The sequence below is a fragment of the Streptomyces similanensis genome, from assembly GCF_039543625.1.
Classification (GTDB): Bacteria; Actinomycetota; Actinomycetes; order Streptomycetales; family Streptomycetaceae; genus Streptomyces; species Streptomyces similanensis.
The window spans coordinates 1-19,785 of record NZ_BAABKC010000127.1 but is presented as its reverse complement, the minus strand read 5'-3'; the positions used below and the strand labels follow the sequence as shown (position 1 = coordinate 19,785).

Here is a 19,785-nt window from a genome sequence, read left to right as displayed (position 1 = left end):
GCCCGCCCCCGACCTCCCCCTCTCGCATCCCTCCAGGAGCTGCTTCACCCATGTACGAACTCAGAGGCGTCACCAAGCGCTACACCCGGGGCAAGGAGGCCGTCCTCGCCCTCGACGGCATCGACCTGACCATCGGGGACGGCGACCGGCTGGTCATCCAGGGCCCCACCGGCGGCGGCAAGTCCACGCTGTTGCAGATGCTCGGCGGCCTGGACCGGCCGACCTCCGGCGAGGTCGTCCTGGACGGCACCGACATGGCGAAGCTGTCCGAGGCCAGACTCACCAAGGTGCGCAGCGAGAACATCGGCTTCGTCTTCCAGTCCTTCAACCTGATCCCGACGCTCACCGCGCAGGAGAACGTCGAGACCGCTCTCGTCCCGCTGGGCGTCAAGGCCAAGGAGCGGCGCGAGCGGGCCGCCGAGGCGCTGACATCGGTCGGCCTCGGCGAACGGCTCGGCCACCTGCCCGGCGAGATGTCCGGCGGCCAGCAGCAGCGCGTGGCCATCGCCCGCGCCCTGGTCAAGCAGCCCAAGGTCCTCCTCGCCGACGAGCCCACCGGCAACCTCGACGAGTCCACCCGCGACGAGATCATGGACGTCCTCGAACGCCTGTGGAAGGAGCACGGCCTGACCTTCGTCATGGTCACCCACGACTCCGCCTTGGCCAAGAAGGCCCCCCGCCTGGCCACGATCCGCAAGGGCCGCATCACGGTGAAGGAGAACGCCCAGGCGTAGCCCGACGGACGCAAGGCGTCGCCGCCCGGCCCGCAGGAACAACGAACCCCCTGCGGGCCGTCACCGACCGCCCGGCGGATCGATCGTTCCTTCGCGATCAGGGGAGGGGCGGTACCCGGAGATCATCAGTACGGTCAGCTCCCTGTCCCGGCGCCCAGGTCGAAGCGGCACCAGACCGTCTTGCCGCCCTGTTCCTCCGGCGACCACCAGACAGCCGCTGCCAGTCGCTGCACGATGAGCAGGCCACGACCGTTGTCGGGCAGCACCGCTTCCGACAGTTCTCCCAGCAGCCCTGGCGAGAGGGCCTCTCCCGCCGGGAGCAGCGGGGGCGTCGAGTCCTCGTCGGTCACACCGATGAACAGCCACTTCGGCCACAGCTTGAACGTCACGTCGACACGGCGGCAGCCGCCGACCACGGCCAGGTGACGATCCGGCACCGCGTGGTTCACCACGTTGCCGACCAGCTCCGAGACGACCAGCCGAGCGTCGTCCACGACCGCGTCGGCGCCCGCTCCCCGGAGGAACACCGCAGTCATCTCACGAGCCGTACGCGCCGTGTTCCTGAACTCGGCGAACAGCGTGAGCGTCAGGAAGTGCCCATCGGCGGACGGGGCCGGCGGTGCGGCGAACCAGTGGGTGTACGCGTCCAGCTCGCCGGCCAACCGCTCGGCCTTGCCCGCATCCATCACGTCCCCTTCCAAGAGCCGAGGCGGCTCGTTCGGCGTCGGTTGCATCACGCACGCCAGTACACGGGCCGGCGGGCATGACGGGGAGCGTTCACCAGGGGGTTCACATGAACACGGGCAGAGGCGAAGGGGTTCACCGATGAACCCCCCGACACCGACCGGACTGTGACACGATGAACACTCGCTGTCATCCTTGGCTTGGCGGGGGGCATGAGCCGAAAGCCGAACGAGCACCTGATCGCAGTGATGTACGAGGCGAAGGTCTCGAACAAGGGCCTCGCCAAGCGGATGAGAGACGCTTCCGACCAGCAGGGTTTCAGTCTTGGGACGACGCACGTCTCAGTGCAGCGCTGGCGGAACGGTGCGGGCATCCAACCGCAGACAGCAGCGATCATGGCAGACGTGCTCAGCGTGCGTCTGGGCCGCCGCGTCACACCGGGCGATCTCGGATTCTTCGACCCCACGCCGCCGACCGCCTCGGACCCCGTCGGCTATCCGAACACCCTGCCCGACGTGCTGTCCGTGCTGGACGGACTCGCTCAGGAACGCGCAGAGACGGCCGTCACCGACCGCTGGGCCGTGGCGGACGCCGACCTCACGGCAGCGGTCCTCTCGTGGATGATCGCGCGCCCCGACGGCATCCGAGCCGACCGGTCCACGCAGCAGCGAGTCGGCATGCGCGACGTACGCGCGATCAGAGACGCAGCCGCCACGTTCATGCAACTCGACTTCAAATACGGCGGAGGCCACGGCCACCGAGCATTACGTCACTACTTCCGCCACGAAGTACCGCCGCTGTTCAGCGCCGGCTACAGCGACAGAGTGGGCCACGCACTCTTCAGCGCCGCAGCCGAGGTCTCACAACTGCTGGCATGGACCGCGTATGACGTCGGCAACCACCGGCTCGCCCACCGCTACCTCACCGCCACCTGCGCCTGACCCAGGTCACCGACGACCGCATGTTCGGTGCCCGCATCCTCGGCAACCTCAGCCACCAGGCCAACTACCTCGGCCATCACACTTAAGCCATCCAGCTCGCCCGAGCCGCCGTCGCGGGTGCCAAGGGCCGCGCCACCCCACGCGCCATGGCCAGCTACTGGGCCATGGAAGCCCGCGCCCTGTCCAGCACAGGCGACCACACCGGAGCCGGCCACGCCATGAACCAAGCAGAACGCCACTTCGGCCAGGCCGACACCGCCGACGACCCCGCATGGCTCGTTTACTTCGACGACGGCGAACTCCTCGGCGAGTTCTGCCACTGCTTCCGCGACCTGAAGATGCGCCGCGAAGCTGTCGACCACGCGCAGCGCGCCGTCGACAGCACCAACCCCCAGTACGCCCGCACCCTCGGTTTCTGCCGCATGGTGCTCGCCCAGAGCCAGCTACTGAGCGGCGACCTGGAGGACGCCGTCACCCCAGCCGGCCTCGCCGTGGACGCCGGCGACACCCTTCAGTCCAACCGCTTCCAGCGCTACGTCAGCGACTTCCAGGCACAGGTCGGCGTGCACGCGACCCACCCCGTCGTCGCCTGCAACGAGCAGTTCAACGAAGCGCTCGCCCGCCTGGACGACGAGGACGGGTAACGACTACCGCGGTCGCCAGTCACGAGGAGCGTCATCGTGGCGAAGCGCGTCGATGCGCCGGCGGTATTCGTCAGCCGTCTCGTGGTCTTCCTGGATGTTCGGCATGAGCCACGTCGTCATGCCGAACTCCTGAAGCCGACGGAGCGTGTCATAGCCGTGCCAGTCGTACAGATCCCGCCCGTAGGCCCGGACGAAGTCGGCGTACTGCTCGTCGGTCTGCCACCCAAGACTGTGATGCTCCGTGGCCGTGACCATCGAGTCCCACTCGGGGTGATCAAAGCAGAAGGCTTCGAAGTCGATCAGGATGACCTGCCCTTGATCGTCCACCATGAGGTTCTGCACGTGAGCATCACCGTGCACCGGCCCCTGGGGCGTCTCGAACCGCAGCTCCTCGAACTGGTCGCGTAGCTCCCGCCAGCGCTTACGCAGGAAAACCCTGTCGTCCTCCGGGATTGCAGCCCGGCTGATCCGCAGCTCTTGCTTGCCGAAGGGATCGAATGGCGGCAAAGCCAGCCCGGCCGGCAGTGTCATGGAGTGCAGGCCACGCAGGACGCTTCCCAACTCTCCATACGTCGCCTTGCGATCGCCCTCCACGATGAGGTGCCAGAAGGTCACCGGGTGCCCCTCGATCATCAAGGGCTGCTCCAAGTCATCAACGATGCGTGCAGCCGGGAACCCTTCCGCGGCAAGCCACCGCGACACGCCCACCTCAGTGCGCGCCTTGGGCAGGTACTCCTCACCGCGAGCAACCCGCACGACCACCGGGGTCGAGGCGAGCCGAAACAGAGCATTCTCCCCGAGGCGGATCAGCTCAGCGTCTCTGTCGTCCAGCCCGGCCGCCCTGCACGCGGCACTCATCACCCGCGCGGCCCCCGCCGACGTGAACCCCTCATCCGACCGAGCAGCGCCAACGGCCATGCCCGTACCAGCTCCCTAGTCGCGCGCGGTCAACCAGCACACGCCCCACGGGCGACCAACCCTGCGTGCACCGGACACGGGCTAGACCGTACCCACTGTCCGACTCCCAGAAGGCCGTCCGCAGGCGGCCGTACGAGGTGCCCTGGTCAAGCAGCCTGAGGTCTCCTTGCCCACGAACCCACGCGGTCCCGAGCGGACACGGAATGGCCTCGAACCATCGGGCGTTAAGGAGAATGGGCAGGTATCGGCGGTGTGCGCCGAGCGGCCCGAGTGATCGAGCTGACCGAGACATTGGAGGGTCGCGATGGCTGCGCAGACGCAGAGGGCCGTGCTGGCGGGCGGATGCTTCTGGGGGATGGAGGAGCTGATCCGCAAGCAGCCCGGCGTGACGGCGACCCGGGTCGGCTACACCGGGGGCGACGTGGCGAACGCGACGTACCGCAACCACGGCACGCACGCGGAGGCCGTGGAGATCCTCTTCGACCCCGAGAGGACCGACTACCGCGCGATCCTGGAGTTCTTCTTCCAGATCCACGACCCGAGCACCGAGAACCGCCAGGGCAACGACGTCGGCCTCAGCTACCGCTCGGCGATCTACTACGTGGACGACGAGCAGAAGCGGATCGCCGAGGACACGATCGCGGACGTGGACGCCTCCGGGCTGTGGCCGGGCAAGGTCGTCACCGAGGTGGAGCCGGTCGGCCCCTTCTGGGAGGCCGAGCCCGAGCACCAGGACTACCTGCAGCGCTACCCGAACGGCTACACCTGCCACTTCCCCCGTCCGGGATGGCGGCTGCCCGTCCGCACGGAGGGCTGACCCCGACGCGGCCCGGCCGGCCGCCCCCGACCCCGGTCAGTGCGGCAGGGTCGCCGGGCTGCCGCCGTTCGCCTCGTAGCCGGCCACCGCCAGGGCGCGGTAGACGGCGAACTCCGCCGCCGGGTCCGCGGACAGCGTCCACGGCAGGGCGCCCACATGGCCGTCGACGTGTATGAGCTGGCTCATGGCCTCCGCCCAGCGCTCGGAGCGGACCAGGAAGAAGATCAGCAGGTGGCGTGCGTGCGCCGTCATCGGGTCGCCGGGGCGCGCCGCCTCCACCGCGAACAGCGCGCCGTGCACCGCCTTGGTGACGACCTCGCTCTGGTAGAAGCCGCGGACCAGGTTCACCTCCGGGAGGTGTTCGAAGACCGCGAACAGCGGCAGCGCCGCCAGCAGCGAGCCCCTGGGCGCGCGGCCCGCCGCCGCTTCCGCGAAGGCCGTGGCCAGCTCGCGCGAGCCGTGCCACTTCTCGCACCAGTAGTGCAGGGCCGCCAGATGCGCGCCCATGTGGGCCGGCGACCGGTCGACGATCTTCAGCCACAACTGCTCGAACTCCGGCTGGGCGTACCCGAGGCCGCGGGCCACCGCCAGCTCGACGATGTACGGGACCGGGTCGCCGGGCGCCAGCAGCGCGGCCTGCCCGCAGGTCTCCCTGGCCTCCTCCATGATGATCCGGAACTCGTCCGTGCCCGGCGTCGAGGTGCGCCACGCCTGCTGCACCAGGAACTCGGCGTGCACGGCCGCGCCGCCCGCGTCCTTGGGCGCCTCGGCCCGCCACACCCGCAGCCACTGGCCGCCGGGCGTCTCGTGCACCCCGCCCGGCCGCTGCTGCAACTCCAGCGCCGCGGCGCCGGCGAACGCCTGCACGCGCTGCCAGCGCAGCTCTCCCTCGCTCTCGGTGCCGGCCAGCAGTTGCGCGGCCGCGCGGTAGTCCTGGGTGCGCTGCACCAGGTCGAGCACGTCCAGCAGATCCTGGTCGGGACCGGGCATGCGGACGTCCAGCTCCTCCTCGGGCGCGAATCCGTAGTGAGCCGGGTCCGCGGCGTCCGGGTGCCCGGGCGGCACCTGCTCGATGGCGCCGCGCCTGCGCCGCATGAACGGAAGCAGCACGACGCCCAGCATGACCAGCGCCATCAGGACCCACAGAATTTCCATGCCCCCAGCGAACCAGACCGCGCCGACAATTGGCCAACCTGCGCCCGGACCTGTGGATAACTCCGCCGAGCCCGTACCGCGCACCGGTCCGGACCCGGCCGCACCCTGGACCGACCGGCCTCGCACCCGGGACCGGCCCGGACCGCACGCCGGACCGACCCGCCCCGCACGCCGGACCCTCGGCCCGCGCGCCCGGCGGCCCGGCCCCCGGCCGGACCCCGTCCGGCCCGCCGACCCGCACCGGCCGTCCCGGCGCACTACGCTCGGGCGCATGAGTGACAGGCACATCAGTGAGCACTTCGAGACTCTCGCGATCCACGCGGGCAACACCGCGGACCCCCTGACCGGCGCGGTCGTCCCGCCGATCTACCAGGTCTCGACCTACAAGCAGGACGGCGTGGGCGGTCTGCGCGGCGGCTACGAGTACAGCCGCAGCGCCAACCCGACCCGGACCGCCCTGGAAGAGAACCTCGCCGCCCTGGAGGGCGGCCGCCGCGGCCTCGCGTTCGCGTCCGGACTGGCGGCCGAGGACTGCCTGTTGCGTACGCTGCTCGCCCCCGGCGACCACGTCGTCATCCCCAACGACGCCTACGGCGGCACCTTCCGCCTGTTCGCCAAGGTCGTCTCCCGCTGGGGTGTGGAGTGGTCGGTCGCCGACACCAGCGACCCGGCCGCGGTACGGGCCGCGCTGACGCCGAAGACCAAGGTGGTGTGGGTGGAGACCCCCTCCAACCCGCTGCTCGGCATCACCGACATCGCCGCCGTCGCCCAGGTCGCCCGGGACGCCGGCGCCCGCCTCGTCGTCGACAACACCTTCGCCACCCCCTACCTCCAGCAGCCGCTCTCCCTCGGCGCGGACGTGGTCGTGCACTCGCTGACCAAGTACATGGGCGGCCACTCCGACGTCGTCGGCGGCGCGCTGATCACCGGCGACGCGGCCCTCGGCGAGGAGCTGGCGTACCACCAGAACGCCATGGGCGCGGTCGCGGGACCGTTCGACTCCTGGCTGGTGCTGCGCGGCACCAAGACGCTCGCGGTGCGCATGGACCGGCACAGCGACAACGCCACGAAGATCGCCGACATGCTCTCCCGGCACGCGCGCGTGACGAGCGTGCTGTACCCGGGCCTGCCCGAGCACCCCGGTCACGAGGTCGCCGCCAAGCAGATGAAGGCGTTCGGCGGCATGATCTCCTTCCGGGTCGAGGGCGGCGAGGAAGCGGCCGTCGAGGTCTGCGACCGTGCCAAGGTCTTCACGCTCGGCGAGTCCCTGGGCGGCGTCGAGTCCCTGATCGAGCACCCCGGCCGCATGACGCACGCCTCCACCGCGGGCTCCGCCCTGGAGGTGCCGGCCGACCTCGTGCGGCTGTCCGTCGGCATCGAGAACGTCGACGACCTGCTGGAGGACCTGAAGCAGGCCCTCGGCGGCTGACCGCTACGACCGGTGACCCCGGCGCCTGCCGCCTGGCGGGCGCCGGGCTCACCGGTCGCGCACGGGCGGAGTCGTCCGCGACGGCGGCTCCGCCCAGGGTCCCGCCGTCGACGCCCACACCGAGAACGCGACCACCGCGGCCAGCAGCGCCAGCCACAGGACGCGGCGGACGGCCGCCCGGCGGCGCAGCACCCGGCTTCCCCGGCGCACCGCGTCGGCGCACAGCCCGGCGGGCATCTCGGGCCGCGCCTGCTCCTGAAGGCGCCGTACGACCCTCTCGCGTGCCGTCCTGTTCACCGCGGGCCTGCGCTCACCGGACGAGGGCGGCGACCGCGCGGTCGCACAGGACGTGGACGCGCTGAGCGGGCAGTCCGAGCAGGGCCGCCGTCTGTTCCTCGGCGACCCCCTCGTACAGCGCCAGGACGACGACCAGCCGTTCCCGGGGCGGGAGCACGGCCAGGGCGCCGTGCAGCGGAGGGCGGGCGCGCGGCAGCAGCGGGGCGTGTCCGCGCCAGGTCTCGCGGGCGAAGCGGGTGGCGATACGGCGGCGGACGTGGTCGTACGGGTCGTCGTCGCGCAGCCGGCCCCAGGAGGCGTACGTGTGCGCGAGGGCCCGGGTCAGCAGGCGCCGGGCGCGCGGGTTGTCGTCCGGGGCCTCCGCGGTCAGCAGGGTCGCGGTGTGCAGCAGCCGGCCGCCGGCGCCCGCGACGAACGACTCGAAGTCCCGGGCCCGGTCGGCTCCGGCCCATGCCTGCCGTTCTCGCACCGCGCCTCCCGCGAAGGGCGATCTTGAGGGAGCGGGTCCCGGTCCGCCCGCGCGGCCGGAGCCGTGCGCGGCCGACGGGGCCCGGTCTCATATCAGGCCAGGGGCGGGCCGCCGGTCAAGAGGCGCGGGCGGTCCGGATGCGCGGGCGCACCAGATGTGGGGGTGGCCCAGACGCGCGGGCGGTCCGGATGCGCGGGCGCACCAGACGTGCGGGCGGTCCAGACGTGCGGGTGGTCCGGGGGTGCGGGTGGTCCGGAGGTGCGGGCGGGTCAGGCCGTCCGGCCGGGCTCCGCCGCCGGGGCAGCCTCCGCCGGGGCCGCGCCCGGGGAGGTCTGGCGGGTGGAGAGCGCGTGGTTGAAGCGGGTCAGCAGCGAGCAGAAGACCTCGCGCTCCTCCGGCGCCCAGTCGTGGGTCAGCTCGGCCATCAGCCGGCGCCTGGAGGAGCGCACCTCGGCCAGCCGCGCCAGCCCGCGCGAGGACAGCTGCAGCACCACGGCGCGCCCGTCCTCGGGATGCGAGGTGCGCTTGACGAGCCCGGTGTCGACGAGCGGAGCCACCTGCCGGGTGACCGTGGAGGAGTCGATGCCCATGCTCGCGGCGAGCGCCTTGACGCCCATCGGGCCCTCCTGGTCGAGCCGGTTGAGCAGCAGGTACGCGGCACGGTCCATGGAGTTGCGCACCTGCGCCACACCGCCGAGCCGGGTCTGTTCGGCGCGGCGGGCGAACAGGGCCACCTCGTGCTGGAGCGCGTCGAGGAGACCGGTGTCACCGACGGTCGTCATGTCCATCGACATTTCAGGTGTTGTGGGCATGGCCGGACGCTCACTTCTGAAGGGCTGCTGGTTGGGGGACAGGGTACGCGGCCCGGCGGCGCGTCGTACCGGCGCTGCGCGAACCGGTCCCAGAGGTTGGTCACACCGGATGCGAACGCCCGTGGACTGCGACACTTGAGGGATGAACCACCGCACGGCCGGCTCCTTTCCCTCCGTCACCCTGGACGACGTGCGCGGCGCCCGGAAGATGCTGGCGGGGGTGGCGCGGGTGACCGCGATGGAGACCAGCAGGCACCTGTCCGAGCTGGTGGGCGCGCCGGTGCTCCTCAAGTGCGAGAACCTCCAGCGGACGGGCTCGTTCAAGCTGCGCGGCGCCTACGTCCGCATCGCCGGGCTGCTGCCCGAGGAGCGCGCCGCGGGTGTGGTGGCGGCCAGCGCGGGCAACCACGCGCAGGGCGTCGCGCTCGCGTCGTCGCTGCTCGGCGTGCACGCCACGGTGTTCATGCCCCAGGGCGCCCCGCTGCCGAAGATCAGCGCCACCGAGGACTACGGCGCTCAGGTGCGGCTGCACGGGCAGGTGGTCGACGAGACGCTGGCCGCCGCCCAGGAGTACGCGGCCGAGACCGGCGCGGTGTTCATCCACCCGTTCGACCACCCCGACGTGATCGCGGGCCAGGGCACGGTCGGGCTGGAGATCCTGGAGCAGTGCCCGCAGGTGCGCACGATCGTCGTCGGCATGGGCGGCGGCGGGCTCGCGGCCGGTATCGCGGTCGCGGTGAAGGAGCTGCGGCCCGACGTGCGGATCATCGGCGTGCAGGCGGCCGGGTCGGCGGCGTACCCGCCCTCGCTGGCGGCCGGCCGTCCGGTGGCCCTGGAGCACCCGGCGACGATGGCCGACGGCATCCGGGTGGGCCGGCCGGGCGACGTGCCGTTCGCGCTCGTGGACGAACTGGTGGACGAGGTGCGCACGGTCGGCGAGGACGCGCTGTCCGCGGCGCTGCTGCTGTGCCTGGAGCGGGCGAAGCTGGTCGTCGAACCGGCGGGGGCGAGTCCGGTCGCCGCGCTGCTGGGCGGGACCGGCGACATCGAGGGCCCGGTGGTGGCGGTGCTGTCCGGCGGCAACGTCGATCCGGTGCTGCTCCAGCGCGTGCTGCGGTACGGCATGGCCGCGCAGGGCCGTTATCTGGCGGTCCGCCTGCGCCTGACGGACCGGCCGGGGGCGCTGGCCACGCTGCTCGGGGTGCTGTCGGCGGCCGACGCCAACGTCCTGGACGTGAGCCACGTCCGCACCGATCCGCGGCTCGGACTCGCCGAGGCGGAGGTGGAACTGCACCTGGAGACGAAGGGGCCGGCGCACTGCGCCGAACTCGGCCGGGTGCTGCGCGAGGCCGGGTACACCGTCATCGACTGACGCGGCCCCGAACCCCCGAACCCCCGGACCCCCGGACTCCCGGACTCCCGGACCCCCGGACCCCCGGACCCCCGGACTCCCGGACCCCGGGCCGTCGGAAACTCGCAGGTCGGAAGCGTGCTTGTCACTCGTTCGGGAAAAACCGTCGACCGACGCGATACATCGCGTTATGGTGTGACGCGTGGCCAAGCCGCCGGTCGAACCGTAGACCAATTCACGGAGAATCCAGGCGGAATCGGGCCGTGAAACTTAGGCTTTTCCGACAATCCCCGACGACGTGGAGACTCACATGCCAGGCGCCATCTACGCCGAGGGCCTCGTGAAGACCTTCGGTGACGTAAGGGCTCTGGACGGCGTCGACCTCGACGTCCCCGAGGGCACGGTGCTCGGACTGCTCGGGCCGAACGGCGCGGGCAAGACCACCGCCGTCCGCTGTCTGACCACTCTGCTGCGACCCGACAGCGGCAAGGCCGTCGTCGCGGGCATCGACGTGCTCGCGCGGCCCAACGAAGTGCGCCGCTCCATCGGCCTGTCGGGCCAGTTCGCCGCGGTCGACGAGTATCTGACCGGCCGCGAGAACCTCCAGATGGTCGGCCGCCTCTACCAGATGCGGACCAAGGCGGCGAAGGTCCGGGCCCAGGAACTGCTGGAGCAGTTCCACCTCGCCGACGCCGCCGACCGCACCGCGAAGACCTACTCCGGAGGCATGCGCCGCCGGCTCGACCTGGCCGCGGCGCTCGTCGTCGCCCCGCCGGTGATGTTCATGGACGAGCCGACCACCGGCCTCGACCCCCGCAACCGCCAGCAGCTGTGGGAGGTCATCAAACAGCTCGTCTCCGACGGCACCACCCTGCTGCTGACCACGCAGTACCTGGAGGAGGCCGACCACCTCGCACACGAGATAGCGGTCGTCGACCACGGCCGGGTCATCGCGCGCGGCACCTCCGACCAGCTCAAGGCCCGCACCGGCGGCGAGCGCGTCGAGGTCGTGGTCCACGCGCGCCCGCACATCGCCACCGCGTCGGAGGTGCTGCGCGGCTTCGGCACGGGCGGGATCACCGTCGAGGAGCACACCCGCAAACTCACCGTGCCCGTCACCGGCGGCGCCAGACTGCTGGCCGAGGTCATCCGCGAGCTGGACGCCCGCGGCATCGAGATCGACGACATCGGACTGCGCCGCCCCACCCTCGACGACGTGTTCCTCTCCCTGACCGGCCACACGGCCGAGGACGGGGGCGGGGACGGGGGCGGGGGAAAGGGCGAGGGCGGCGGCGGACCCGGCACGGCCACCGGCACCGGCGCCGAGGACCGCGGCCGCAGCAAGGAGACCGTCCAGTGAGCGCCACCGGTGACACCGCGCGCACCAGCCCGTCGGGCAACGCGCTGATCCAGTCCGTCCGTGACTCCCTCGTCGTCGCCCAGCGCAACCTGATCCGCATGACCCGGATCCCCGAGGTGGTGATCTTCGGGCTGATCCAGCCGATCATGTTCGTGGTGCTGTTCACCTACGTGTTCGGCGGCTCCATGCAGATCGGCGGCACCACCGACCCCGACACCTACAAGAACTTCCTGATGGCCGGCATCTTCGCGCAGACCGTCACGTTCGCCACCGCCGGCTCCGGCGCCGGCATCGCCGACGACATGCACAAGGGCCTCATCGACCGCTTCCGCTCGCTGCCCATGGCGCGCGGGGCGGTGCTCACCGGCCGCACCTTCGCCGACCTGGTGCAGACGGCGCTGACCCTGCTCGTCCTCGCCGTCGTCGCGCTGCTGGTCGGCTGGCGGGTCGGCTCGGACGGGGACAGCGGCGCCGGCCGGGTGATCGCCGGGTTCGCCCTGCTGCTCCTGCTCGGCTACGCCTTCACCTGGATCGGCGCCCTGATCGGGCTGTCGGTGCGCACCCCCGAGGCGGCCACCTCCGGGGGACTGGTCTGGCTGTTCCCGGTGACGTTCATATCGAACGCGTTCGTGGACTCCGGCCGGATGACGCCGTGGCTGCGGCACATCGCCGAGTGGAACCCGTTCAGCGCCACCGTCCAGGCGTGCAGGGTCCTGTTCGGCAACCCCGGCCAGTCGCACTCGTCCGCCTGGCCCATGCAGCACCCGGTCTGGGCCTCACTGATCTACTCGGTCCTGATCATCCTGGTCTTCCGCACGCTCGCCGTACGCAAGTACCGCTCCGCCACGGCGTAAGGGCGTCGTCCCGGCCCAGGCCCCGCCACGGGCGGGATCCGGCCCCGGGTACGACGAAGCCCCCGGCGGCTCACCGCGAGCGCCGGGGGCTCCCTCAGGGATGTGTACGGGGCCTCAGCCGTTGTACGGCTCGGCCTTCAGGATCGTCACCGAGGCCTTCTTGCCGTTCGGCAGCTCGTACTCGGCGTCCTCGCCGACCTTGTGGCCGATCACGCCGGAGCCCAGCGGCGACTGGGGCGAGTAGGTCTCGACGTCGGAACTGGCGTACTCGCGCGAGGCCAGCAGGAAGGTGAGCGTGTCGTCCTCGTCACCGTCGAAGGCGATCGTCACGACCATGCCCGGTGCGACCGCGCCGTCCGTGGAGACCGGAGCCTCACCGACCTTGGCGTTCTCCAGAAGCTGGGTCAGCTGGCGCACACGGAGCTCCTGCTTGCCCTGCTCCTCCTTGGCCGCGTGGTACCCGCCGTTCTCGCGCAGGTCGCCCTCCTCGCGCGCGGCCGCGATCTTGGCGGCGATCTCCGTGCGCGCAGGACCAGTAAGGTACTCAAGCTCGTCCTTGAGCTTGTTGTACGCCTCCTGGGTCAGCCAGGTGACGTTCTCGCTGGTCTGGGTCACAGGTGCTCCTCGTCGGTACTGGGGATACAAAGCATCGCCCTACCCCGAAGCATGTTCCCTCTTGGATGGGCGAAACCACGAGCCTAACAATTCAGCGGCCAAAGGGGGAGGACATAAGCCATGTACGTCACGTCAACGCTGGTCAGCGCCTACCTATTCCGCAGGACGCCCCAGCTCGGCGGCGTCGTCAGTCGGCGTGGCAGCCCAGCAGCTCGCCCGTCGTGCCCCGGGACGTCGTCCGCAGCGTGACGACCTTGTCGACCTGCTTGGCGTGCTCGTCGAAGCGGAAGTCGGCCCGGCCGACCTCGGCGCCGTCGGCCGACTGCGAGCGCACCGTGCAGTAGCCGCGGGCGCCAGCGTCCTTGTGGACCTCCAGGTGGACCTGCACCGAGGCATCCGAGGTCTGGAAGGAGACGACCTGCGCGCTGATCTCGCTCTTGGCCACGTAGTGATAGGCGAAGTAGCCGATCAGGGCCAGCACGACCGCGCCCAGGACGGCGGCCGCGATCCTGAGCTTGCGGTCGGCACGCTCGTCCGAGGAACGGCCGTAGCGGCCCTCGGGCAGCCGGGTGCTCGCCGTACTCATGATCGTCCTCTCGGCAGGGGCGGGACGGACGTCCCGCGAGGAGCCTCCGAAGCCGTACTCCGGAATTATTCGCCCCCCGATTCGGTCACTATAGAAGCCCCGGCCCGCCGTGCGACCGCCGCCCCGGAGCGAGGAACCACCCGGGGCGGCACCCGTTGACCGCCCGCCGAGCGCGGGCACCGACTTGACCTTGAGGACTGAGCCTTGACTGACCAGCTGCGACTGATGGCCGTGCACGCGCACCCCGACGACGAGTCGAGCAAGGGCGCGGCCACCATGGCGAAGTACGTGTCCGAGGGGGTGGACGTGCTGGTCGTGACCTGCACGGGCGGCGAGCGCGGCTCCATCCTCAACCCCAAGCTCCAGGGCGACAAGTACATCGAGGAGAACATCCACGAGGTGCGCCGCAAGGAGATGGACGAGGCGCGGGAGATCCTCGGCGTGGGGCAGGACTGGCTCGGCTTCGTCGACTCCGGGCTGCCCGAGGGCGACCCGCTGCCGCCGCTGCCGGACGGCTGCTTCGCCCTGGAGGACGTCGACAAGGCGGCCGGCGAGCTGGTGCGCCGGATCCGCGCCTTCCGTCCCCAGGTGATCACCACCTACGACGAGAACGGCGGCTACCCGCACCCCGACCACATCATGACGCACAAGATTTCGATGGTGGCGTTCGAGGGCGCGGCGGACACCGAGAAGTACCCGGAGAGCGAGTACGGGCCCGCGCACCGGCCGCTGAAGCTGTACTACAACCAGGGCTTCAACCGGCTGCGCACCGAGGCGCTGCACAACGCGCTGCTGGCCCGCGGCATGGAGTCCCCCTACGGGGAGTGGCTGGAGCGCTGGGAGAAGTCCGGTCACAAGGAGCGCACGCTCACCACGCACGTGCCGTGCGCCGACTTCTTCGAGATCCGCGACAAGGCGCTGATCGCCCACGCCACGCAGATCGACCCCGACGGGGGCTGGTTCCGGGTGCCGATGGAGGTCCAGAAGGAGGTCTGGCCCACGGAGGAGTACGAGCTGGCGAAGTCCCTCGTGGACACCTCGCTCCCCGAGGACGACCTCTTTGCGGGCGTCCGGCAGCTCTGAGGGACAATGCCTGACATGAGCGCAAGCGCGAGCCTGGCAACGACGCATCTGGTCACCCTGGCGGAGTTCGACAAGAACAAGGTCACCCCCGGCGTCCTCGGCTTCATCGTCTTCGCGGCGATGGCCCTGGCGGTGTGGGTCCTGATGAAGTCCATGAACCGCCACATGGGCAAGGTCGACTTCAAGGAGGCCTCGGACCCCGAGGGGAACACGCCCAAGGGCGCCTCCGGATCGGGCGGGCCCCACCCCTCCAAGGGCTGATCCCGGCCCGCCCGGGGGCCCGCGAGGCCGGGCGCCCGCCCGCCGACCGCTTCCCGGCCCGGTGCCCCTGGCCCGTTACCTCCGGCCTGGCGCCTCCGGCCCGGTGTCGCGTCACCGCCGGTGGGCGTAGTCGTGCTGCCCTCAAGCGAGGCGTCGGGCCTCCGCCTCACCCCGCTCCGCCGGTCTCCACCGCACCGGTGTCCACCCCGCCGGCCTCCACCCCCATCACCTCGCGGGCGTGCCGGTCCGGGACCATGCCCAGGCGCCAGGCCTGCCAGCCCGCGTCCAGGTCCACGCCGCGCTCCAGGAGGAGCTGGTAGGCGTCCACGTAGGGGTCCAGCTTCCCGTCCCGCAGCGGATGGGCGGACCGGGCCAGCGCCGACAGTTCCTCCTGGGCCACCGCCGTGCCGATCTCCACCCCGCCCGGCGCAGCGAACGGCAGCAGGGTGCCGCGCAGGAACCGCGCCCAGTCCGCCCCGCGGGCGTCGCCGTACGAGGTGAACAGGGTCAGCGCCTCGTCGCACAGGGCCAGGGCCTGCGGGGTGCGGGCGTTGCCCGCGTCGACCACGGCCAGCTCCAGACAGGTCCATGCCTCACCGTGCGCGACCCCGATGCGCTGGAAGTCGGCGCGCGCGTCCACCAGCAGCTGCCGGGCGAAACCGGAGTTGCGCAGCGAGCCGGTGCGGGCCGCCCGCTGGTCGCGGGTCACCCGCGCCGAGTGGTGCCGGGCGCAGGCCAGCCCGTAGACGTCGCGCATCCGGGAGAACATCGTGCGGGACCGCTCCAGCTCCCGCACCGCCTCGTCCAGGTCGCCGGTCTCCTCCAGCGCCTGCCCCAGGTAGTACAGCGTGTACGCCTCGCCGCGCGCGTCCTCGTTGTCACGGTGCCGGACGGCCGCCCGGCGCAGCTCGGCCACCGCCTCGGCGGTGTCGCCGGCCACCAGCCGGGCCCGCGCCAGCTGGGTGAGCGCCCACGCCTCGCCCCGGGCGTCGCGGGTACGGCCGTAGCGCTCCAGGGCCTGGCGCAGCTCCTCCCGGGCGCGCGGCACGTCGTCCTGGCGCAGCGCCAGCTGGCCCAGCTGGAAGTGGGCCCACGCCTCCCCGTGCACCGAGTCGCCCTCGCGGTGCAGCACCAGCGAACCCGTCAGCAGGTCCAGCGCCTCGGCGAGGTGACCCCGGTCGCGTTCCACCGCGGCCAGCGCGTGCATCGTCCAGGCCCGGTCGGTCGCCAGTTCGGGCACTGACTGGAGCGCCAGCGCCTCGCGGAGCCGGGCCGCCGCCTCCGTCAGGTTGCCCTGGTGGTGCAGGGTGATGCCGAGCGAGTTCAGCGCACGGGCCGCGCCCGCGTCGTGGTGGGCCTCGCGGTACAGGTCGACGACGGAGGTCAGGGTGGCGCGGGCCTGGTCCAGCTCGCCGAGCTGGCGGGCCGCGATGCCGGTGCGCCACTGCACCGAGCGGACCAGCAGCCCCTGGTCGACGGCCTGGGTCAGCTCGCTGATCTCACCGAGCCGGTACAGGTCGCCGCGCAGCAGGCAGTAGTCGCACAGCGCGCCGAGCAGGTCGAGCACGGCCGCCTGGTCGACGCCCTCGGCGTGCCGGAGCGCGGCCGTGATGAAGCTGGACTCGTCGTCCAGCCAGCGCAGCGCCTCGTCCAGGGACGTGAAACCGTGCGGGCTGAAGTGGTCGGAGCGGGTGGAGTTGTTGCCGTCGACCAGCCGCAGCACCGAGTCGGCCAGCTCGGCGTAGTTGCGGATCAGCCGTTCCTGCGCGGCGGTGCGCTCGGCGGGTTCCTCCTCGTCCAGCAGCCGGGCGTGGGCGAAGGCGCGCACCAGGTCGTGCAGCCGGTAGCGGCTGCCGCGCACGTGGTCGATCAGGCCCGCGCGGGCGAGGGCGGCCAGGTGCCGGGTGGCCTCCGTCTCGTCGGTGCCCGCCAGCGCGGCCGCCGCGGCGGCGCCCAGCGAGGCGCGGCCGGCCAGGGCGAGCCGGCGCAGCAGCCGCCGGGCCGGTTCCGGCTGGTCGGTGTAGCGCAGCCACAGCGCCCGCTCCACCGGCTCCACCGGGCCGTACGCCCCGAGGTCGGCGGCGAGCCGGCGCGGTGAGCGGGGGCCGAGGGCGGAGCCGGCGACGCGCAGCGCCAGCGGCAGCCCGCCGCACAGCCGGCGGATCACCTCGGCGGAGTCGGCGTCGTACGGGCCCGAGCTGTCCTCGGCGGCGGCGCCCAGCAACTCCTCCGCACCCGCCTCGTCGAGTGGCTCGACGGGCAGCTGGTGCACCCAGGCGGACAGGTCGGCGGGCAGGTCGAGCGGCTTGCGGGCGGTGACCAGGACGAGGCTGTCGGAGCGTTCGGGGACCAGGGCGCGGACCTGGCCGGCGTCCGAGGCGTCGTCCAGGACGATGGTGACCGGCACTCCCGTCACCTGCTGTTGGTACAGTTCGCCGAGCCGCTTGACCTGCTGGTCGGGGGAGGAGCGGTCGCGGAAGAGGAGCTGCTCGCGGGGCGCGCCGAGCCGGTTGAGCAGGTGCAGCAGGGCGTCCCGGGTGGGCAGCGGCGGCTCCTCCGGGTTGTCGCCGCGCAGGTCGACTACGACCGCGCCCCGGAACTGGTCCTTCAGGTCGTGCGCCGCGCGCACGGCGAGGGTGGTGCGGCCGGCGCCGGGCGCGCCGTGCAGCACGACGACCGTGGGGCGGGTCTCGCTGCTGGCGCGGGCCGCCTGCACCCACTGCCGGATCTGCGCCACCTCCCGCCGCCGGCCCGCGAACGAGCCCGCCGGTTCGGGAAGTTGGCCGAAGGACTGCTCCAGCACGCTGCGCCTGCGGGCCGCCGCGCTCTTGTCGGCGCCGCGCAGCCGGGGCGCGGCCTTCTTCGGCGTGGTGGCGGCGGTGAGGACGCGCTGCTGGTCCAGGAACGGGCGGATGCCGCGCACCTCCAGCGCGGTGAGCCACTGCAACCGCAGCTGCTCCGGGCCGCCGGGCTGGCCGGCCGCGCCCGCCCGGTGGTGGGCGGCGGGCAGATGCGCGGCGGTCACCTTGAGCGCGGTGGTGGCGGCGCCGGCCGCGCGGGCGGCCAGTCCCGCGCCGACGACGGTGCCCGCGCCGGCGCCCAGCGCGAGATCGGCGACGGCCGCGGCGACGGCGGCGACGCCCGCGACCAGCAACGGAGTGCCCGCGCCCTCGCGCGCGTAGCGCTGCGCGAAGGTCTGCGTCCCGGCCGCCGCCTCGTCCAGGGCGCGGGTGTAGGCCGCGTACTCCTCGGCGGCCGGCCCGGCGAGGGCGTCCAGCGCGTCGCGCGCCCGGGACAGCAGCACCGCGCCGTCCACCCGGCCGCCCGAGCGCCGCACCTCCTCCGCCACGGCCGTGCCCAGCAGCCGCTCGGCGTCCGCCCGATGACCGTCCCGCATGTCCCGTCCCCCTCCGGCGGCAACTCCTGTGCGTCACAGTGTCCTTCGCGGCGCACGCGAGCGCGAGGGTGCGACGATCACGGGTCGGCCCGGAGCTCGGTCGCCGCCCGCGCGGAAAGCTGAGTGATCACGTTCCGTGCTCGCTCGGAGCGAATGAGGCAGGTCGGGGAGACATGCCGAACCGACTGGCCCATGAGACATCCCCCTACCTCCTCCAACACGCCGACAACCCGGTCGACTGGTGGCCCTGGTCGGACGGCGCCTTCGAGGAGGCCCGCAGGCGGGACGTGCCGGTGGTGCTGAGCGTGGGGTACAGCAGCTGGCACTGGTGGCAGTGAACTCGCGAACCCAGTAGCTGGCGTGCTTACACCTCTTTGATGATCACGCGCTTCCCGCAGAGCTTCGACCAGTCGTCACGGTCGGAGGTCAGAACGATCACGGGGGCCGGGACGCGGAGGGCGAGCGCGGCAACGAGGGCGTCGATCGCGTACTTGTGTCCGTGCAGCCCGCCTGCGTCCTGAAGCAGCTTCACCGCGGTCAGGGAGTCCTCCTGGCTGACCGGTTCCACCCGCAGCCGGGAGAGCACCCACTTCAAGCGCGCCAGATCGGTCTTGCCGTGCACGGCTTCGACGATGATCAGCGCGGACACGAGGACAGGAACTCCGGCCTGCCGGGATGCCTCAATGCGAGCCGCCATCCCGCGGTCGTTGCACAGGAGCAGGGAGAGCGCCTCGGAGTCGAGCACCAGCGAGCGGGCCGGCTGTTCCTTCACGCGGCGCCCCGCTCGACGTTCTCGTCTCCGAACAGCTCGCGACGAGCGGCTTCGATCTCTTGCTCTGTGAGCGCGCCATGCTCTTCCTCGTAGGCTGCGACGATCTCGGCGAGCCCGTCCATGGCGAGCTGATGCCGGACGGCCTCCGTGATGTAGCTGGACAGACCGCGGCGACCGGTTCGGGAACGGAGCTCACTGACCAGTTCGGTGGGCATGGACACGGAGATGTTCTCGGTGGTCCCGGCGCGGGTTGGCTTCATGTCGAGAGTGTAGTACAAGCTCTATTACACTGAGAAGACTTGGCTGCCTTCCGCCCCCAGTGAGCTGGCCGATGACTGGACCTGCATTCTCAATCCGGATGGACTTCCCAGGTCTGAGGCGGAAACCCCCGGCTCGTCTGTTCACCGCGTTCGAAGTGCTCAACCGAGCTGTCGACGCCTCGGAATCTTCCTCGACTCCAGGGGCTTCCTGTTACAGCACGGCCATGTTGTTCCTCATTTGACCGCAAACTGCTCGAAAGTACCGGGGTGGGGGGCGGGGGGGTGCCTCTATGTCTTCCGTCAAGGCGCCCAGGTTCTGTTTGGGATGGTTTGGGGTGTGGAGGTC

General features: G+C 71.7%; 21 protein-coding genes and 1 pseudogene. 11 read left to right on the top strand and 11 right to left on the bottom strand.

Annotated features, from left to right (window positions below; genetic code table 11):
• Positions 1–50: 50 nt before the first annotated feature.
• Complete coding sequence (locus ABEB07_RS34455; protein WP_345671974.1) at positions 51–734, top strand: ABC transporter ATP-binding protein; 684 nt, start codon at positions 51–53, stop codon at positions 732–734.
• A 134-nt stretch (positions 735–868) separates the two neighbouring features.
• Here ABEB07_RS34455 and ABEB07_RS34450 read toward each other — a convergent pair whose 3' ends face one another.
• The gene (locus tag ABEB07_RS34450) at positions 869–1,420 is read right to left on the bottom strand and encodes an ATP-binding protein (protein WP_345671982.1); all 552 of its coding nucleotides are present in this window, start codon (positions 1,418–1,420) and stop codon (positions 869–871) included.
• A gap of 210 nt (positions 1,421–1,630) precedes the next feature.
• On the opposite strand from ABEB07_RS34450, the gene ABEB07_RS34445 reads away from it, so the two are divergent.
• Entirely contained in the window at positions 1,631–2,359 is a 729-nt protein-coding gene (locus tag ABEB07_RS34445; protein ID WP_345671973.1) for a hypothetical protein, read from the top strand.
• 146 nt (positions 2,360–2,505) lie between these two features.
• Positions 2,506–3,003 (top strand): hypothetical protein, encoded by a 498-nt coding sequence (locus ABEB07_RS34440; RefSeq protein WP_345671972.1) that lies wholly within the window; start codon positions 2,506–2,508, stop codon positions 3,001–3,003.
• A 3-nt stretch (positions 3,004–3,006) separates the two neighbouring features.
• On the opposite strand, the gene ABEB07_RS34435 is transcribed toward ABEB07_RS34440, so the two are convergent.
• A complete protein-coding gene (locus tag ABEB07_RS34435; protein ID WP_345671971.1) occupies positions 3,007–3,921 on the bottom strand; it encodes an aminoglycoside phosphotransferase family protein in 915 nt (304 codons plus the stop codon).
• A gap of 304 nt (positions 3,922–4,225) precedes the next feature.
• Between ABEB07_RS34435 and msrA the strand changes: the two genes are divergently transcribed.
• The gene (msrA, locus tag ABEB07_RS34430) at positions 4,226–4,738 is read left to right on the top strand and encodes a peptide-methionine (S)-S-oxide reductase MsrA (RefSeq protein WP_176150274.1); all 513 of its coding nucleotides are present in this window, start codon (positions 4,226–4,228) and stop codon (positions 4,736–4,738) included.
• Positions 4,739–4,774: 36 nt separating this feature from the next.
• Here the strand turns inward: msrA and ABEB07_RS34425 are convergent, their stop codons facing one another.
• Complete coding sequence (locus tag ABEB07_RS34425) at positions 4,775–5,893, bottom strand: hypothetical protein (protein WP_176150275.1); 1,119 nt, start codon at positions 5,891–5,893, stop codon at positions 4,775–4,777.
• 271 nt (positions 5,894–6,164) lie between these two features.
• Between ABEB07_RS34425 and ABEB07_RS34420 the strand changes: the two genes are divergently transcribed.
• Positions 6,165–7,322, top strand: coding sequence for a cystathionine gamma-synthase (locus tag ABEB07_RS34420; protein WP_176150276.1), 1,158 nt, complete (start codon positions 6,165–6,167; stop codon positions 7,320–7,322).
• Positions 7,323–7,370: 48 nt separating this feature from the next.
• Here ABEB07_RS34420 and ABEB07_RS34415 read toward each other — a convergent pair whose 3' ends face one another.
• The 3 genes from ABEB07_RS34415 to ABEB07_RS34405 all read right to left on the bottom strand — a co-directional run bounded on the left by ABEB07_RS34415 (position 7,371) and on the right by ABEB07_RS34405 (position 8,882).
• Positions 7,371–7,619, bottom strand: a complete 249-nt coding sequence (locus ABEB07_RS34415; protein WP_164588581.1) for a hypothetical protein — start codon at positions 7,617–7,619, stop codon at positions 7,371–7,373.
• A 13-nt stretch (positions 7,620–7,632) separates the two neighbouring features.
• A complete protein-coding gene (locus ABEB07_RS34410; RefSeq protein WP_345671969.1) occupies positions 7,633–8,088 on the bottom strand; it encodes a sigma factor-like helix-turn-helix DNA-binding protein in 456 nt (151 codons plus the stop codon).
• A gap of 269 nt (positions 8,089–8,357) precedes the next feature.
• Complete coding sequence (locus ABEB07_RS34405) at positions 8,358–8,882, bottom strand: MarR family winged helix-turn-helix transcriptional regulator (protein ID WP_459115382.1); 525 nt, start codon at positions 8,880–8,882, stop codon at positions 8,358–8,360.
• A 160-nt stretch (positions 8,883–9,042) separates the two neighbouring features.
• Here ABEB07_RS34405 and ilvA point away from each other — a divergent pair, with 160 nt between their 5' ends.
• The 3 genes from ilvA (at position 9,043) to ABEB07_RS34390 (ending at position 12,465) form a co-directional block, all read left to right on the top strand.
• Complete coding sequence (ilvA, locus tag ABEB07_RS34400) at positions 9,043–10,272, top strand: threonine ammonia-lyase (protein WP_345671968.1); 1,230 nt, start codon at positions 9,043–9,045, stop codon at positions 10,270–10,272.
• 289 nt (positions 10,273–10,561) lie between these two features.
• Positions 10,562–11,611 carry an ATP-binding cassette domain-containing protein gene (locus ABEB07_RS34395; RefSeq protein ID WP_345671967.1) on the top strand — a complete coding sequence of 350 codons (1,050 nt, stop codon included), beginning with the start codon at positions 10,562–10,564 and terminating at the stop codon, positions 11,609–11,611.
• Positions 11,608–12,465 (top strand): ABC transporter permease, encoded by an 858-nt coding sequence (locus ABEB07_RS34390; protein ID WP_164588578.1) that lies wholly within the window; start codon positions 11,608–11,610, stop codon positions 12,463–12,465. The genes ABEB07_RS34395 and ABEB07_RS34390 overlap by 4 nt, the downstream gene beginning before the upstream one ends.
• Before the next feature lie 114 nt (positions 12,466–12,579).
• Here the strand turns inward: ABEB07_RS34390 and greA are convergent, their stop codons facing one another.
• Both greA and ABEB07_RS34380 read right to left on the bottom strand, forming a co-directional pair.
• On the bottom strand, positions 12,580–13,080 hold the full coding sequence (gene greA / locus ABEB07_RS34385) for a transcription elongation factor GreA (RefSeq protein ID WP_164588577.1): 501 nt from the start codon (positions 13,078–13,080) through the stop codon (positions 12,580–12,582).
• 187 nt (positions 13,081–13,267) lie between these two features.
• On the bottom strand, positions 13,268–13,666 hold the full coding sequence (locus tag ABEB07_RS34380; RefSeq protein WP_345671966.1) for a DUF4307 domain-containing protein: 399 nt from the start codon (positions 13,664–13,666) through the stop codon (positions 13,268–13,270).
• A gap of 204 nt (positions 13,667–13,870) precedes the next feature.
• Between ABEB07_RS34380 and mca the strand changes: the two genes are divergently transcribed.
• Together mca and ABEB07_RS34370 are read left to right on the top strand one after the other, a co-directional pair.
• The gene (gene mca / locus ABEB07_RS34375) at positions 13,871–14,749 is read left to right on the top strand and encodes a mycothiol conjugate amidase Mca (RefSeq protein ID WP_176150282.1); all 879 of its coding nucleotides are present in this window, start codon (positions 13,871–13,873) and stop codon (positions 14,747–14,749) included.
• A gap of 6 nt (positions 14,750–14,755) precedes the next feature.
• Complete coding sequence (locus ABEB07_RS34370; RefSeq protein WP_164588575.1) at positions 14,756–15,010, top strand: hypothetical protein; 255 nt, start codon at positions 14,756–14,758, stop codon at positions 15,008–15,010.
• A 166-nt stretch (positions 15,011–15,176) separates the two neighbouring features.
• Here the strand turns inward: ABEB07_RS34370 and ABEB07_RS34365 are convergent, their stop codons facing one another.
• The gene (locus ABEB07_RS34365; protein ID WP_345671965.1) at positions 15,177–18,407 is read right to left on the bottom strand and encodes a tetratricopeptide repeat protein; all 3,231 of its coding nucleotides are present in this window, start codon (positions 18,405–18,407) and stop codon (positions 15,177–15,179) included.
• 173 nt (positions 18,408–18,580) lie between these two features.
• On the opposite strand from ABEB07_RS34365, the pseudogene ABEB07_RS34360 reads away from it, so the two are divergent.
• A pseudogene (locus tag ABEB07_RS34360) lies at positions 18,581–18,736 on the top strand (DUF255 domain-containing protein); the annotation flags it as partial.
• A 35-nt stretch (positions 18,737–18,771) separates the two neighbouring features.
• Here the strand turns inward: ABEB07_RS34360 and ABEB07_RS34355 are convergent.
• Both ABEB07_RS34355 and ABEB07_RS34350 read right to left on the bottom strand, forming a co-directional pair.
• The gene (locus ABEB07_RS34355; protein ID WP_345671964.1) at positions 18,772–19,179 is read right to left on the bottom strand and encodes a PIN domain-containing protein; all 408 of its coding nucleotides are present in this window, start codon (positions 19,177–19,179) and stop codon (positions 18,772–18,774) included.
• Entirely contained in the window at positions 19,176–19,439 is a 264-nt protein-coding gene (locus ABEB07_RS34350) for a hypothetical protein (protein ID WP_345671962.1), read from the bottom strand. The genes ABEB07_RS34355 and ABEB07_RS34350 overlap by 4 nt, the downstream gene beginning before the upstream one ends.
• Positions 19,440–19,785: the final 346 nt, after the last annotated feature.